Origin of the sequence: Salinivibrio sp. PR5, assembly GCF_001996085.1 — a bacterium.
Classification (GTDB): domain Bacteria; phylum Pseudomonadota; class Gammaproteobacteria; order Enterobacterales; family Vibrionaceae; genus Salinivibrio; species Salinivibrio proteolyticus.
Genome location: NZ_MUFK01000032.1, coordinates 1 through 14,165, shown reverse-complemented (window position 1 = coordinate 14,165; position 14,165 = coordinate 1). Strand labels below are relative to the sequence as shown.

Annotated in this window: 15 protein-coding genes; 11 read left to right on the top strand and 4 right to left on the bottom strand. The window is 52.4% G+C overall.

Annotation, left to right across the window (positions count from 1 at the left end):
- Positions 1-22 precede the first annotated feature (22 nt).
- Complete coding sequence (gene cyaY, locus BZG82_RS11640) at positions 23-334, bottom strand: iron donor protein CyaY (RefSeq protein ID WP_077455777.1); 312 nt, start codon at positions 332-334, stop codon at positions 23-25.
- A gap of 77 nt (positions 335-411) precedes the next feature.
- Here cyaY and lptM point away from each other — a divergent pair, with 77 nt between their 5' ends.
- The 7 genes from lptM to uvrD all read left to right on the top strand — a co-directional run bounded on the left by lptM (position 412) and on the right by uvrD (position 7,330).
- Positions 412-522 (top strand): LPS translocon maturation chaperone LptM, encoded by a 111-nt coding sequence (lptM, locus tag BZG82_RS16230; protein ID WP_101494787.1) that lies wholly within the window; start codon positions 412-414, stop codon positions 520-522.
- Positions 523-546: 24 nt separating this feature from the next.
- Positions 547-1,800, top strand: coding sequence for a diaminopimelate decarboxylase (gene lysA, locus BZG82_RS11630; protein WP_077678145.1), 1,254 nt, complete (start codon positions 547-549; stop codon positions 1,798-1,800).
- Between the two features lie 8 nt (positions 1,801-1,808).
- Positions 1,809-2,639 carry a diaminopimelate epimerase gene (gene dapF, locus BZG82_RS11625; RefSeq protein WP_069590300.1) on the top strand — a complete coding sequence of 277 codons (831 nt, stop codon included), beginning with the start codon at positions 1,809-1,811 and terminating at the stop codon, positions 2,637-2,639.
- On the top strand, positions 2,636-3,325 hold the full coding sequence (locus BZG82_RS11620; RefSeq protein WP_077678144.1) for a DUF484 family protein: 690 nt from the start codon (positions 2,636-2,638) through the stop codon (positions 3,323-3,325). The genes dapF and BZG82_RS11620 overlap by 4 nt, the downstream gene beginning before the upstream one ends.
- A complete protein-coding gene (gene xerC / locus BZG82_RS11615; protein WP_077479946.1) occupies positions 3,325-4,296 on the top strand; it encodes a tyrosine recombinase XerC in 972 nt (323 codons plus the stop codon). The genes BZG82_RS11620 and xerC overlap by 1 nt, the downstream gene beginning before the upstream one ends.
- A 1-nt stretch (position 4,297) precedes the next feature.
- A complete protein-coding gene (locus tag BZG82_RS11610; RefSeq protein WP_158011475.1) occupies positions 4,298-5,026 on the top strand; it encodes an HAD-IA family hydrolase in 729 nt (242 codons plus the stop codon).
- Between the two features lie 123 nt (positions 5,027-5,149).
- Positions 5,150-7,330, top strand: coding sequence for a DNA helicase II (uvrD, locus tag BZG82_RS11605; protein WP_077765901.1), 2,181 nt, complete (start codon positions 5,150-5,152; stop codon positions 7,328-7,330).
- 85 nt (positions 7,331-7,415) lie between these two features.
- On the opposite strand, the gene BZG82_RS11600 is transcribed toward uvrD, so the two are convergent.
- Together BZG82_RS11600 and rarD are read right to left on the bottom strand one after the other, a co-directional pair.
- Complete coding sequence (locus BZG82_RS11600) at positions 7,416-8,060, bottom strand: LysE family translocator (RefSeq protein ID WP_077765900.1); 645 nt, start codon at positions 8,058-8,060, stop codon at positions 7,416-7,418.
- Entirely contained in the window at positions 8,057-8,989 is a 933-nt protein-coding gene (rarD, locus tag BZG82_RS11595; protein ID WP_046074498.1) for an EamA family transporter RarD, read from the bottom strand. The genes BZG82_RS11600 and rarD overlap by 4 nt, the downstream gene beginning before the upstream one ends.
- Before the next feature lie 171 nt (positions 8,990-9,160).
- Here rarD and recQ point away from each other — a divergent pair, with 171 nt between their 5' ends.
- The 4 genes from recQ to BZG82_RS11575 all read left to right on the top strand — a co-directional run bounded on the left by recQ (position 9,161) and on the right by BZG82_RS11575 (position 12,625).
- Positions 9,161-11,041: an ATP-dependent DNA helicase RecQ gene (gene recQ, locus BZG82_RS11590; RefSeq protein WP_077765907.1), complete on the top strand. Its 1,881-nt coding sequence runs from the start codon at positions 9,161-9,163 to the stop codon at positions 11,039-11,041.
- On the top strand, positions 11,028-11,330 hold the full coding sequence (locus BZG82_RS11585; protein ID WP_077765899.1) for a DUF3630 family protein: 303 nt from the start codon (positions 11,028-11,030) through the stop codon (positions 11,328-11,330). The genes recQ and BZG82_RS11585 overlap by 14 nt, the downstream gene beginning before the upstream one ends.
- A gap of 112 nt (positions 11,331-11,442) precedes the next feature.
- Complete coding sequence (locus tag BZG82_RS11580; protein ID WP_077640163.1) at positions 11,443-12,111, top strand: 7-cyano-7-deazaguanine/7-aminomethyl-7-deazaguanine transporter; 669 nt, start codon at positions 11,443-11,445, stop codon at positions 12,109-12,111.
- Positions 12,112-12,172: 61 nt separating this feature from the next.
- Positions 12,173-12,625, top strand: a complete 453-nt coding sequence (locus tag BZG82_RS11575) for a GNAT family N-acetyltransferase (protein WP_077765898.1) — start codon at positions 12,173-12,175, stop codon at positions 12,623-12,625.
- A 543-nt stretch (positions 12,626-13,168) separates the two neighbouring features.
- Here BZG82_RS11575 and elbB read toward each other — a convergent pair.
- The gene (gene elbB / locus BZG82_RS11570; protein ID WP_077678142.1) at positions 13,169-13,819 is read right to left on the bottom strand and encodes an isoprenoid biosynthesis glyoxalase ElbB; all 651 of its coding nucleotides are present in this window, start codon (positions 13,817-13,819) and stop codon (positions 13,169-13,171) included.
- Positions 13,820-14,165 lie beyond the last annotated feature (346 nt).

Genomic DNA, 14,165 nt, shown 5'->3' with positions numbered 1-14,165 from the left:
CTCTGTCGATTGTTCACCAAGATCACCAAGAAACAGGCTCGCCCGCGTGCTTACTGCATTCTTGTTGCACCAGATCCATCAGCACGAGTCCCGTTTTGCTGCAAGTCCATTCGCCGTCTTTGAGGGCAAAGTGGAACCCACCGCTTTTCGACGCCAGCCAGATTTCTTGCATCGGCTCTTGGCGGTTAATGATGATTTGGCTGCCATCATCGAACTCCAGCGTCATTACGTTGCCAACGCTCTCATAATCGATGTCGGCGCCTGAGTCATCGATACCTTCTTCAATGGCCTGCATTTGTAAATCGACCAACTGATGATATTCCGTTGTGTTCATCCCGTTACATCCTATTGCTTTTCATGGTTGTGATGCGATTATAGAGGGCATTGACTCGATAATCACTGGCATTCACTATGCGAAAACTCGTCATTTTACTGATGCTCACTGGCATCATGACACTGACCGGCTGTGGCCAACAAGGGCCCCTGTATTATCCGGACCAACAACCGACGCAAAATCAATAACCAACGACGACAGGGAAGAACACCTTGGATTATTTCAATTATCAGGACGACGGCCAGCTGTGGGCCGAATCATTGCCTTTGACCCAGCTTGCCGATAATCACGGCACACCCTTGTACGTCTATTCACGTGCAACCTTTGAGCGCCATTGGCACGCATTTGATCGCGCCGTGGGCGATCATCCGCATTTGGTGTGCTATGCCGTTAAAGCAAACTCCAATATCGGTGTGTTAAATGTGCTGGCACGCTTGGGGTCTGGATTTGATATTGTCTCTCAAGGTGAACTCGAGCGCGTGCTCGTCGCCGGCGGTGATCCCGCGAAAGTGGTGTTTTCTGGCGTGGGGAAAACGGCCGCAGAAATGCGTCGTGCACTGGAAGTAGGCATCAAATGCTTCAATGTGGAATCCCACTCTGAACTCGATCGCTTAAACCAAGTGGCGGGCGAGTTGGGTGTGCAAGCGCCGATATCGTTGCGTATTAACCCTGATGTGGATGCCAACACCCACCCCTACATCTCAACGGGCTTAAAGGAAAACAAATTTGGTATTGCCTTTGCGGAGGCGTTGAATAGTTTCCGTTATGCAGCCAGCTTGCCACACCTTAAGGTCGAAGGCATTGACTGTCATATCGGCTCGCAACTGACCGAGCTCGCGCCTTTTATTGAATCTACCGACCGCTTGTTGGCGTTGATTGATACCTTGGGTGATGAAGGCATTACGATTCGTCATCTGGATGTGGGTGGCGGATTAGGCGTGACCTATAGCGACGAGAAACCGCCTCAGCCATCGGAGTATGCCAAAGCGTTGTTGGCGCGTTTGGACAATCATCGTCATCTTGAGCTGATTTTTGAGCCGGGCCGTGCGATTGCTGCCAATGCGGGGGTGTTGCTGACCAAGGTTGAGTTTCTCAAGCACAGTGAGCATAAAAACTTTGCCATTATCGATGCGGGGATGAACGATTTAATTCGTCCGTCACTGTATCAAGCCTATCAAGAAATCATTCCCGTGGTGCCGCGCCAAGGGGAACCACAAACCTATGATTTAGTAGGACCAGTTTGCGAAACGGGTGATTACTTGGGCAAAGACCGCTCGCTGGTGTTAGAAGCGGGTGATTTACTGGCGGTACGCTCAGCCGGCGCATATGGCTTTGTGATGGCGTCAAACTATAACTCACGCTGCCGCCCCGCCGAGGTCATGGTTGATGGCGACCAAGCACACCTTGTGCGCGAGCGCGAAAACTTGGCGTCGTTATGGCAGCTTGAACAGCGCCTACCAGAATAAGGATTGGCATGCAGGTACAGTTTGCAAAAATGCACGGGCTGGGCAACGACTTCATGGTGGTTGACTGTGTCACGCAAAACGCGTTCTTTTCGCCGGATCTGATTCGGCGTTTGGCCGATCGTCATCGTGGCGTCGGTTTTGACCAGCTATTGGTCGTGGAGCCGCCCTACGATCCTGAGACAGATTTTCATTATCGCATTTTTAACCCTGACGCATCGGAAGTATCGCAATGTGGCAATGGTGCGCGCTGCTTTGCGCGTTTCGTGCGAATGAAAGGGCTAACCAATAAGCATCAGATCAGCGTGAGCACCCAAGCCGGTAAAATGCTGCTGCACATTGAAAACGACAATCAGGTGCGTGTGAACATGGGCGAGCCGGAATTCACGCCGGGGAAAATTCCGTTTCGTGCCAACTCACAAGAGAAAACCTACTTGATGCGGGTGGCGGAGCAGACCTTATTTGTCGGCGCCGTGAGCATGGGCAACCCGCATGTAGTGACTGTGGTCGAGGATGTCGACCATGCCGACGTGGACACCTTGGGACCGCTACTTGAAAGTCACGAACGCTTCCCTGAACGGGTCAATGCCGGCTTTATGCAGATCCTTTCCCGCAATGCGATTAAGCTTAGAGTGTACGAGCGCGGCGCTGGTGAAACCCAAGCCTGTGGCAGTGGCGCGTGTGCCGCGGTTGCGGTCGGGATTATACAAGGCCTGCTTGATGAGCAAGTAACGGTGAGTTTACCCGGTGGAGATCTACGCATTCGCTGGCGCGGGCCGGGCCATCCCTTATCAATGACAGGCCCAGCGACACATGTATTTGATGGACAATTACAATTATGAATGATGGGGTAGAAGCCTCGACACTGGAAACCATGCCGCTGAGCGAAGAGGCGGTGGCGGCGTATTTAAAAGACAATCCAGATTTTTTTATTCGCCATCGCGATTTGCTGACGCAGCTGACCGTGCCACACGGTGAGCAAGGCGCGGTATCGCTGGTGGAAATTCAACTTAAGCGCCTGCGTGAGCGGGTAGCGGAGTTGGAAGAAGACATTACCCAACTGATGAGCCTGGGGGCGAAAAACGATGCCCTTTTCCGTGCTTTTGCTGAAGCGCATCAGGCCCTGTTGCGTGCCAACACGCCACAGGCGGTGGAAGCGGCGTTAACGGCACTTAGCGAGCAACTGCAACTTACCGTCAGTATACGGGTGTATGCGCCTATCGACGGGCTGCAGACCATCTCGCGTCAAGCGGTGGATCAATTAAAAAGCCATCATTTTGCCGGACGTCGTTGTTATCTTGGGCGCTTACGCCGTGTGGATGCGGAAGCGGTGATGGCAACGCCACCGGAGCTAGGCTCTTTTGCGCTGGTACCGATTAAAGGGGAAGGCAAAGAGTGGGGACTGTTGAGCTTTGCGAGCGCAGATGGCGGGCACTTTCAGCCAGACATGGACACCCTTTTTATCGAACAGCTGGCGGCACACTTGGCCATCTTATGTGGTCAGTGGACAAACAAGGGTGAACGTTAGTGACAGCGGTAACGCCTGACCAAGCTGCTCCCCGTTCACTGACGGTCCCTCTTGACCGTTTTTATCAATATCAACTCAGCGAACGGGGCCTTAGTGCCCATACGCAACGCAATTATCAGCGCCAGTTAGATAAGGTTGTTGACTTTCTGACCGCGCGGGGTATCGCCCATTGGCAAGACGTGGATGCGGATTGGGTGCGACAAATATCGAGCCAAGCCAAACGCGATGGCCTTAAACCGGGCAGTATTGCGTTGCGGCTGTCCGCACTGCGCAGCTTTTTCGACTACCTCGTTCTCACCGAGCAGCTCGCGGCTAATCCGGCCAAAGGGGTCGCCGCGCCTAAGCAAGGGCGTCAGTTGCCGAAAAACCTTGATGTGGATGAAATGAATCAGCTGCTCGAGGTGGATCAAGACGACCCGCTGTCGGTGCGGGATCGGGCGATGATGGAGCTGATGTATGGCGCAGGATTGCGGTTAGCCGAGCTGGTTGATTTAAACGTGCGTGATGTCTCGGTACGTAAAGGGGATTTGCGTGTCACCGGTAAAGGGGAAAAAGAGCGCATCGTGCCTTTTTCCGGCATGGCCAAAACTTGGGTGATGAACTGGCTGAAAGTGCGCAACCAGCTCCTCAAAGGGCCAGAAGAGGCACTGTTTATCTCTAAACTTGGCCAGCGAATTTCGCACCGTAGCGTGCAAAAACGTATGGCGGAGTGGGGACAAAAGCAGGCGGTGAATAGCCACATTAATCCTCACAAACTGCGCCACAGTTTTGCCACTCACATGCTGGAATCGTCCGGGGATTTGCGCGCAGTGCAAGAGCTTCTCGGCCATGCCGATTTAAGTACCACACAAATTTATACCCATTTGGACTTTCAACACCTGGCGAAAGTATATGACGCGGCGCATCCCCGTGCCCGCAGCACAGGGGCTAGCAAACCTCGCGCAGGTAAAAAAAACAACTCGGAGTCGTGATATGAAATTTTATCGTCGCTTAAACACGTTTGATGCGGTGAGTTTTGACTTGGATGATACCTTGTACGATAACTGGCCGGTGATCGCACGTGCGGAGGCGGCGCTAAACGACTATTTGAGTGAGCACTGCCCGCCGCTCGCCGCGCTTGATAAAGCCACCCTTGCGGGATTTCGCCGCCAAGCCCGTGACCAGAACCCAGCCCAACGCTTTGATGTTACCGCGATGCGGGTTGCCCAGCTGACGCTTGCCGGTGAGCATGTTGGTTTAACCGCGGAGAAGGCGCGCGCACAAGCCCAAGCGGCGACCACCTTCTTTTGCGGATATCGCAGTGACTTTACTCCGCCGGCGCAAAGTTTGGCTTACTTAAAAGCCTGGTCCGAGAAACTGCCATTGGTGGCCATCACCAACGGTAACGTCGACACCGATGCGATTGGCCTGACGCCGTTTTTCCAGCATATTTTCCGTGCCGGTGAACACGGGGCGGCCAAGCCGAGCCCAGAGATGTTTGATAAAGCCGCGCAGGCCTTGGGCATCGCCCCGGCGCGTATTTTACATGTGGGCGATCATTTAAGTTCGGATGTGGCTGGCGCGCGCCAAGCGGGCATGCAAGCCTGTTGGATCCGCCCTGAGCGCCAATCACCCATGATGCATAAAGGGCGCACCTTACCGGATGTGGCGATCGACGATTTATCTGAGCTCGATACCCTTATTCAGCAACGGCACCGCTAAAATCACCTCAGTTTCAATCACTCAGCGAGCTAAAACACGCATTATGATCGGGCGCGCAATTTAGTGGCGAGCTGGTATAATCGCTAACCAGTGTATAAATACCCAGTAAAATGGCAGGTGGCGATGGACGTATCAACTCTTCTTGACGGACTCAACGACAAACAGCGTGAAGCCGTGGCCGCGCCGCTCGGCAACCATTTGGTGTTGGCAGGTGCTGGCAGTGGTAAAACCCGGGTGCTGGTTCATCGTATGGCTTGGCTGATGCGGGTCGAAGAGGCATCGCCGTTCTCGGTGATGGCGGTCACCTTCACCAACAAAGCGGCAGCGGAAATGCGCGGCCGTATCGAGCAATTGATGCAAGGCACCGCCTCTGGCATGTGGTGTGGCACCTTCCACGGCATTTGCCATCGTATTCTCCGTGCCCACTATTTAGACGCCAACCTGCCACAAGACTTCCAAATTCTTGATTCAGATGACCAGCAGCGCTTGCTGCGTCGGTTAATTAAAGCGCAAAACTTGGATGAAAAACACTGGCCCGCCAAGCAAGCGAGTTGGTATATCAATGGCAAAAAAGATGAAGGCTTGCGCCCCAAGCACATTGATACCCGCCATGATCCGGTTGAAAGTACTTGGCTGCGGATTTATCAGGCGTATCAAGAAGCCTGTGACCGCGCCGGTTTGGTGGATTTTGCGGAGATCTTGCTGCGAACCTTAGAGTTATTGCGTGATAAAGCGGTGATCCGCGAACACTATCAAGCACGTTTCCAGCACATTTTGGTGGATGAGTTCCAAGATACCAACAACATCCAATATGCGTGGCTGCGTATGATGGCGGGCCAACAGGCGCATGTGATGATTGTGGGGGACGACGACCAATCCATTTACGGCTGGCGTGGCGCGAAAGTCGAAAATATTCAGCGTTTTCTGGATGATTTCACCACCCCGCAGACCATTCGTTTGGAGCAAAACTACCGCTCAACCAGTACGATTTTGCAAGCGGCGAACACCCTGATTGAAAACAATGCCGATCGGATGGGCAAAAGCCTGTGGACCGAAGGCAAAGAGGGTGAGCCCATCTCTGTGTATGCCGGTTTTAATGAGCTGGATGAAGCGCGTTTTGTGGTCGGGAAAATCAAAACCTGGCAAGACGAAGGCGGCGCGCTCACCGACAGCGCGATTTTATACCGCAACAACGCCCAATCTCGAGTGCTGGAAGAAGCCTTAATTCAAGCCGGTCTCCCTTATCGTATCTACGGCGGCATGCGCTTTTTCGAACGTCAGGAAATCAAAGATGCGCTGGCCTATTTACGTTTGATGGCGAATCGCAATGACGATGCGGCGTTTGAGCGGGTGGTAAACACGCCCACTCGGGGGATTGGTGATCGCACCCTTGAGACGCTTCGTGGCGCGGCGCGCGATCGTGGCCAAACCTTATGGCACACGGCCGAGCAAATCTTGGCAGAAAAAGCACTGGCAGGACGCGCAGCCAATGCGCTGGGCCGGTTTATCGAGCTGGTCAATGCGCTAGAAGATGACACCCGTGACATGGCACTGTATCAACAAACCGATGCGGTGATCCGTCACTCCGGTTTGCGCGCCATGTACGAGCAAGAAAAAGGTGAAAAAGCGCAAGCGCGTGTCGATAACTTGGAAGAGTTGGTGACGGCTACGCGCCAATTTACGCCTCCTGAAGAGGCGGAAGTGGAAGGGATGACACCGCTGTCGGCGTTCTTGGCCCACGCCGCCCTTGAGGCCGGTGAAGGCCAAGCGGACGAGTTTGATGATGCGGTCCAATTGATGACCTTACACAGTGCCAAAGGCCTCGAATTCCCCTTAGTCTTTATGGTCGGGGTGGAAGAGGGCATGTTCCCCAGCCAGATGTCAGCCGAAGAAGCGGGCCGCTTAGAAGAAGAGCGTCGCCTTTGCTATGTCGGCATGACGCGCGCGATGGAAAAGCTCTATCTGACCTACGCAGAAATGCGCCGTGTGTACGGCAAAGACATGTTCCATAAGATCTCGCGCTTTATTCGTGAGCTGCCCGAGGCCTGCTTGGAAGAAGTGCGGATGCGTGCCAATGTCTCACGCCCTGCCGCAAGCGGTGGTCGTTTTTCCAAAACGCAGACTCAGGAGAACTTTAACCAAACCGGGTTTAGTTTGGGTCAGCGGGTTCAACACCCTAAATTTGGTGAAGGCACCATCATCAACTTTGAAGGCAGTGGCGGACAAAGCCGCGTGCAAGTTGCCTTTAATGGGGAAGGGATTAAGTGGTTGGTGACTCAGTACGCCAAACTGGAAGCGCTTTAAGCTCGACCGATTAACGCCAAAAAACGCCCAGCCTCGGCTGGGCATATTGGTATTTATCCTACACCTGCGTTTTTCAGCTGCGGCGTTAGCCGAACACGCCGGCTTGCCACACAACCGCGCCACCTAACAGCAAAAATAACAGTGCACACAGGCCATCGATAACCGGGGCGACTTTGGTGAGCACTTGCTGTACGCGACTGCCTGATAGCAGCCAGGCGAGCGAAGAAAACCACCCTAATGAGAGCAGAAACACCACCGCCACGGCCATGGCTTTGCCACTGGCAGACATACTGGCCGGCACCAAGGTACTCATCAACGAAATAAAAAACACCAAGGCTTTCGGATTAAAAAGGTTGGTCAGTACCCCTTTCCAAAAGGCCTGTTTTTGGCCGCGTACTGCAGGCGCATCATTGGTAGTTTGCGCCGGCGATGTGGTGGCGGCGAGCAAGCCTTTAATCGCGCTAAGGCCTAAATACATCAGCACACTGCCCCCTGCCACTTGCACCCACATAAACAGTTGTGGATGCTGATGCACCAACAGACTGATGCCGGTAATGCTCAGTATTGTGTGCGCCAAAATACTCAGCGATAACCCTAGTGCAATCGCCAAGCCAGTGGCACGGCCATAACGGGTCGCATTTTGGAGCACCAAGGCAAAGTCGGGCCCGGGGCTGAGTAGCGCAATCATATGCACCCCCGCCAGCGTGGCGAGAATAGCGAACTCATTCATCCTGATTTTCCTGCTGACAAAGGCGTGGTCTCTATCTTGGCCTCTTGCTGTCGTTTCGCCCGATAGGCATCAAAGCTAAATATCGCCAAGGCGGCCCAAATAAAGGCAAAGGTGGTGGCTTTATCTGGGGTAAAGGGTTCGTCATACAAGCCGACGGCGAGTAAAAACATTAAGCTGGGGCCGATATATTGGAAAAAGCCCAATACCGTTAAGGGTAAGCGGGTGGCGGCGCCGGTAAAGCACAGTAAAGGCACCGTGGTGATCAAACCGGCAGCGGCCAGTAGCATATTCAGGCTGATGGGATTATCGAGCAGGTTGGCGCTGGGTGTATCGGCAAACTGCCACAGATAAATCAGCGCAACGGGCAAGAGTGTGCAGGTCTCCACAAACAAACCCGGCACCGCAGGGAGATTGATTTTTTTGCGCAGTAAGCCGTAAATCGCAAAACTGGTGGCCAGCACCAACGCAATCCAAGGCAGTGAACCAAAGGTGATCAGTTGTACTAATACCCCTACCAACGCCAGCGCGGCCGCAAGCCACTGTAGACGGCGGAAACGCTCACCAAGAAAGATCATCCCCAGCGCCACGTTCACCAGTGGATTAATGTAGTAGCCAAGGCTGGCATCTAGCATGCGGTTATTGACAATCGCCCAGATAAAAATCAGCCAATTACAGCCAATAAAGCAAGAGGTGAGCATCAGCATCAACAGCTTTTTCGGCTCGCGGATAATCGGCTTGAGCTGATAAAAACGACGGGTGAAAAAAAGCAGCAATGCCAAAAAGACAAACGACCACAATACCCGGTGCGCTAAAATTTCGGGCGCCGGAATATGGTTGACCGTTTTAAAGTACATGGGGGCGATACCCCACATAATGTAGGCCGCAAGGGCCAGTAACACGCCTTGGCGTGTGCGTTTTGGATCAGGAATCACAGCGCAGTCTCGTTATAAGTGTCGGTCAGGGATGAACACGAACGTGTGCATGTTGACTAGATGTAACAAGTTGTAAGGGCGGGCGCAAGCACCTTTCTCTGTGCTCAGGGTTTCATCGCTTACGGGGTGTCGGTAGAATGAGCGCCAGTTTGAGTAATGAGCTTGATTATGTCCGCCACCCCCGCCCATGCCGATGCGTCAACCGAAACTGACGCCGCTACCGCTGATCCTGCCATGAGTCCTGCCCATCAGGTACTCAAAGCGGTGTTTGGTTATCACCAGTTCCGCGAGGGTCAGCAAGCGGTGATTGATGCGGCGATTGCGGGGCGTGACGCCTTGGTGATTATGCCGACCGGGGGAGGGAAGTCTCTGTGTTATCAGATCCCCGCGTTGGTGCGCACTGGCTTGACCGTGGTGATTTCACCTTTGATTTCATTGATGAAAGATCAGGTTGACCAGCTTAATGCCAATGGGGTTGCGGCGGCGTGCTTAAACTCAGCGATGACGCCTGAGGCGCAAGCGGATACCTTGCGTGCGCTAAATCAGGGGGAGGTGAAACTACTCTATGTGTCGCCTGAGCGCGCGCTAGGGCGTGACTTTATCCATCGCTTAACGGAGTGGCAACTGGCGTTGATTGCGGTCGACGAAGCGCACTGTATTTCCCAGTGGGGGCATGATTTTCGTCGCGAATATGCCTCTTTAGGCCAGCTCAAACAGCACTTTCCTGATGTGCCTGTGATGGCGCTGACAGCCACCGCCGATGCCACCACGCGCGAGGATATTTTATCCCGCCTGGCCCTGCACGATCCCTTGGTGCATCTGGGTAGCTTTGACCGCCCTAACATTCGCTACACCTTGCTGGAAAAGCACAAACCTTTGGCCCAATTGGTACAGTTTCTGAGTGGTCAACGTGGCCAATCAGGAATTGTCTATTGCAATAGCCGTAAGCGGGTTGAGCAAGTCACTCAAAAACTGTGTGATAACAATATGCTTGCCGCCGCTTACCATGCAGGGATGACCACAGAGGCGCGCGGATCAGTCCAAGAGGCGTTCCAACGTGACGATGTCAATATTGTGGTGGCGACCGTGGCGTTTGGGATGGGGATCAACAAGCCCAATGTTCGCTTTGTGGTGCACTATGATGTGCCGCGCAATATTGAATCTTACTACCAAGAAACCGGCCGAGCAGGGCGAGATGGACTGCCGGCTGAAGCGGTGTTGTTGTATGACCCCTCCGACATGGGATGGCTCCATCGCTGCTTGGAAGAAAAGCCGGATGGGCCCCAAAAGCAGGTCGAAAGCCATAAACTGACTGCGATGGGCGCATTTGCCGAAGCACAAACCTGTCGTCGTTTGGTGCTCCTAAACTACTTTGGCGAGCATCGGCAAACCCCTTGTGGCAACTGTGATATTTGTCTCGACCCGCCCACCCATTTTGATGGCACCGAACAAGCACAAAAAGCGCTGTCGTGCGTGTACCGTGTTAACCAAAGTTTCGGGGTTGGATACGTGGTGGAAGTGTTGCGTGGGATGCAAAATCAGCGCATTAAAGATCATGGCCATGACAAGCTCTCTACCTACGGCATCGGACGAGAGTGGAGCCATGAATACTGGGTAAGCATTATTCGCCAATTGATCCATCGCGGTTATCTGGTGCAAAACATTGCCCGTAGCTCGGTGCTGCAGTTGACCGAACAAGCGCGACCATTACTGCGCAGCGAGATTGCCCTTGAGCTGGCGGTGCCGCGTATTGGCCTCAGCCCTCGCACCAAAGCCAACAAGCTGAGCCAGCGCCATTACGATAAAAAACTGTTCGCCAAGCTGCGTAAGTTACGTAAAGCCATTGCTGACGAAGAAGATATTCCACCTTATGTGGTGTTTAACGACGCAACCTTGATGGAAATGGCCGAGATGCTGCCGTCATCGCAAGCGGAGCTCCTAGCGGTCAGTGGCGTCGGACAGCGCAAGCTAGAAAAATTCGGCGATGCGTTTTTGGACTTGATTGACGATCACTTGAGTTTGAGCGAGTACGGCTATGGCACCGAGTAATTGGCAATTGATAGCGTCCGACAACACCTTGGCGTTTTATCAGCCGCAGCTTGATGCGGATAATGGCAAAGAAATCTGTCAGCCATTGCTGCAAGCCCTCGAAGCCTCTGTGCTTGAGAGCCAACAAGACGCGGACATGATGACTTGGCTGATTGATTTTGAAGGCACGCGTTTGATGCTTAAAGCAGCACATTACACCCAGAGCGTGTGGTTAGAAGCGCTGGATGAGGAGGGCGATGAGGTAATTGCCTTTTTGCGCCGCTGGTGGACGCGTCATCCGCCTCTTTAAATTGCGCTGGCACCGTTTCTTGATTGCTGTATAATTCGCCACCTCGCGCTGCCTGTAGACGGGTAGCTAAGTATTTTGGGTTCCCTCGCCCCCAATGACAAAAAGGTGCACTATGAGCCACTTTTCTCTTGCTCAGCAGCGTAAAGCGCTGGGTTACCTCGTGATTTTTCATCTACTGATCATTGCCTCCAGTAACTATTTGGTGCAGATCCCCTTTACGGTTTGGGGTTTCCACACCACGTGGGGGGCGTTTACCTTTCCGTTTATTTTCTTGGCCACGGATTTAACCGTCAGGATCTATGGTCCGGCATTGGCACGCCGTATTATCTTGCTGGTAATGGTGCCCTCGCTGCTGATTTCCTACGTGTTATCCGTCTTGTTTTATCAAGGCAGTTACCAAGGGTTTGCGGAGCTGGGCACGTTTAACCTCACTGTCGCTCGGATTGCGATTGCCAGCTTTATGGCTTACTTACTGGGTCAGATCTTAGATATTCATGTGTTCAATCGGTTACGCCAGCAGCGCCAATGGTGGGTCGCGCCGAGTTGTTCTACCTTGTTTGGTAATGCGTCAGACACACTCGCCTTTTTCGCGATTGCGTTTTACCAAAGCCAAGATGCCTTTATGGCCGAGCACTGGGTTGAAATTGCTTTGGTAGACTATGCCTTTAAGCTGATTATTAGCTTGGGGCTGTTTATTCCTATGTATGGGGTATTGCTCAACCTGATTATTCGACGAATCACACAGGTGACGCCGTCGGCGACGGTGCAGCAAACGTCCTAATTAGTAGCAGAATAAAGAGTCGCATCGCGGCTCTTTTTTTACGTCAATGCGGGGAGGTGAGATGGAAATTCGTGCCGGGCACTTAGAGGAGGCGGTAACGGTGCTTAACAGCGTGCCCGAGTTGGATACGGGTGTATCCTTGGAACAATGCCACGCGCGATTAGCGGGACGCACAGCATTGGTATTGGTGGCGTATCAAAACGGTGAGCCTGTCGGTGCCAAAATAGGCTATGCCACCAGTAAGACGCAGTTTTATAGCTGGCTGGGCGGGGTGACCAAAGCGGCCCGAGGTCAAGGGGTGGCGAAAGCCTTGTTACAAGCGCAAGAAGCGTGGGTAGCGGCTTCTGGCTATCGAACGCTTGCGGTCAAATCACGTAATCGCTTCACGGCGATGGTGTGCATGCTGATGCGTCATGGCTATCAGATGGTTGCGGTGGAGCAAAAAGGTCAGCCTGCCGATTACCGGCTTTATTTTGAGAAGCAGATCAATAAATGTACAGCGAGTGAAAAATAAGCGTATTTTTTTCTTGATAAACGATAATGAGAATGGTTATTATTAACTTGCACTCAGGGCCAAGCCCACATGCTCAGCTCTGAAGGCACGACATTGCTCACATTGCTTCCAGTGTATTAGCGGGGCGCTTATCAAACAGTGATTAAGTTAGCCTATTTTTGCTAGGCGACACCTTTTGGGGTGTCGCTTTTTTCTTTTCTGGACACTGGCTTTTCGAACCAGAGTTGTTGGCGTGATGACGGTGGATGCAATGACAGTTTGATGACAACGAGTGAGTCTGAGCACAAGATCAATAAATGAAAAAGATTCTCAACTAAGTGTTGAAAGTGGGAATGAGAATGGTTATTGTTAACTTGCGTTCGGGGCAAAGCCCACATGCTCAGCTCTGAAGGCACGACATTGCTCACATTGCTTCCAGTGTATTGGGGCCAGCAAACTGTTCTGATAACAGCTTTGTTTTTGCGCTCACTTGTTATAGCGACGCCCATCTCGGCGTCGCTTTTTTCTTTTTCTCTGCTGCGTTTCTGTGCGGATGAGAGTGTCTTAGGCGAGCTCCACCAATTTTTTCACCATCCGATTGATCCCACTGGCGGCATCCAGTACTGATGTCGCGAGCATATAGGCGGGCGTGGACAGGAGATGGTGGCGCTGATCTAATACATAATCTGATACCGGACACTCAATATGTTCACCGCCCATCCGGTTAAAGGCGGCAGCGATATCGGGCTCATTACCAATGGTACCTTTGACGCCTTTTGGATAGATCTGCGGGATCATGATAGGGGCAATACACATGTAGCCGGCGGGCTTTTCTGCACGGGCGAAGGCTTGGCAAACCGCAAACATCTCTTGGTTGACTTGCACCGGATCGCCATTGTAAGCAAAGTCCGATAAGTTTTTCGCCGCGCCAAAGCCGCCGGGAACCAGTAAGGCGTCGAAGTGGTCGACGTTTAAATCCGTTAGCGGAAGGATCTCCCCACGAACAATACGGCTGGCTTCGGTGAGTACATTGCGTGTCTCTTTCATCGCTTCGCCGGTACGATGATCGATCACATGGTGCTGATCGATATCTGGTGCGAAGCATTGCCATTGGGCATCGTTTTGCTCGAGGGCAAGCAGGGATAGGACCACCTCTTGGATCTCGGCACCGTCAAACACGCCGCAGCCAGATAAGATAACAGCCACCTTTTTCATGATGCTCTCCTTGTATCGAGATTAAAATTATCGCAATTAATATGGATCATCGACCAAACGCGTCTACGCTTAATTGCGTTCAACAGTGTCGCATTGGTGCTGGGTTAAGCGAAATAGTAGCCAAGTTCGATAACCAAATTGGTGATTATCTCCGCAGTTTGTGATGACTTTCTCTGCAACCTCATGCAGAGCAAGTGATTTCTTTTTCCACACCTAAGGATCCTTTTTCGATCAAGATCCTTTTTGTGTGATATGGCATAAGTATTTGTTTTTAATCTATTTAAAAATCAAAATTCATGTTTATTTAGACGAAATCAAAACCCTATAAAATATTTACCAACAAACT

Coding starts and splice junctions, on each gene's coding strand:
- BZG82_RS11610 (WP_158011475.1), top strand. CDS start 4,298: ATGAAATTTTATCGTCGCTTAAACACGTTTGATGCGGTGAGTTTTGAC.
- BZG82_RS11575 (WP_077765898.1), top strand. CDS start 12,173: ATGGAAATTCGTGCCGGGCACTTAGAGGAGGCGGTAACGGTGCTTAAC.
- BZG82_RS11620 (WP_077678144.1), top strand. CDS start 2,636: ATGAATGATGGGGTAGAAGCCTCGACACTGGAAACCATGCCGCTGAGC.
- lptM (WP_101494787.1), top strand. CDS start 412: ATGCGAAAACTCGTCATTTTACTGATGCTCACTGGCATCATGACACTG.
- uvrD (WP_077765901.1), top strand. CDS start 5,150: ATGGACGTATCAACTCTTCTTGACGGACTCAACGACAAACAGCGTGAA.
- recQ (WP_077765907.1), top strand. CDS start 9,161: ATGTCCGCCACCCCCGCCCATGCCGATGCGTCAACCGAAACTGACGCC.
- dapF (WP_069590300.1), top strand. CDS start 1,809: ATGCAGGTACAGTTTGCAAAAATGCACGGGCTGGGCAACGACTTCATG.
- BZG82_RS11585 (WP_077765899.1), top strand. CDS start 11,028: ATGGCACCGAGTAATTGGCAATTGATAGCGTCCGACAACACCTTGGCG.
- BZG82_RS11580 (WP_077640163.1), top strand. CDS start 11,443: ATGAGCCACTTTTCTCTTGCTCAGCAGCGTAAAGCGCTGGGTTACCTC.
- elbB (WP_077678142.1), bottom strand. CDS start 13,819: ATGAAAAAGGTGGCTGTTATCTTATCTGGCTGCGGCGTGTTTGACGGT.
- cyaY (WP_077455777.1), bottom strand. CDS start 334: ATGAACACAACGGAATATCATCAGTTGGTCGATTTACAAATGCAGGCC.
- BZG82_RS11600 (WP_077765900.1), bottom strand. CDS start 8,060: ATGAATGAGTTCGCTATTCTCGCCACGCTGGCGGGGGTGCATATGATT.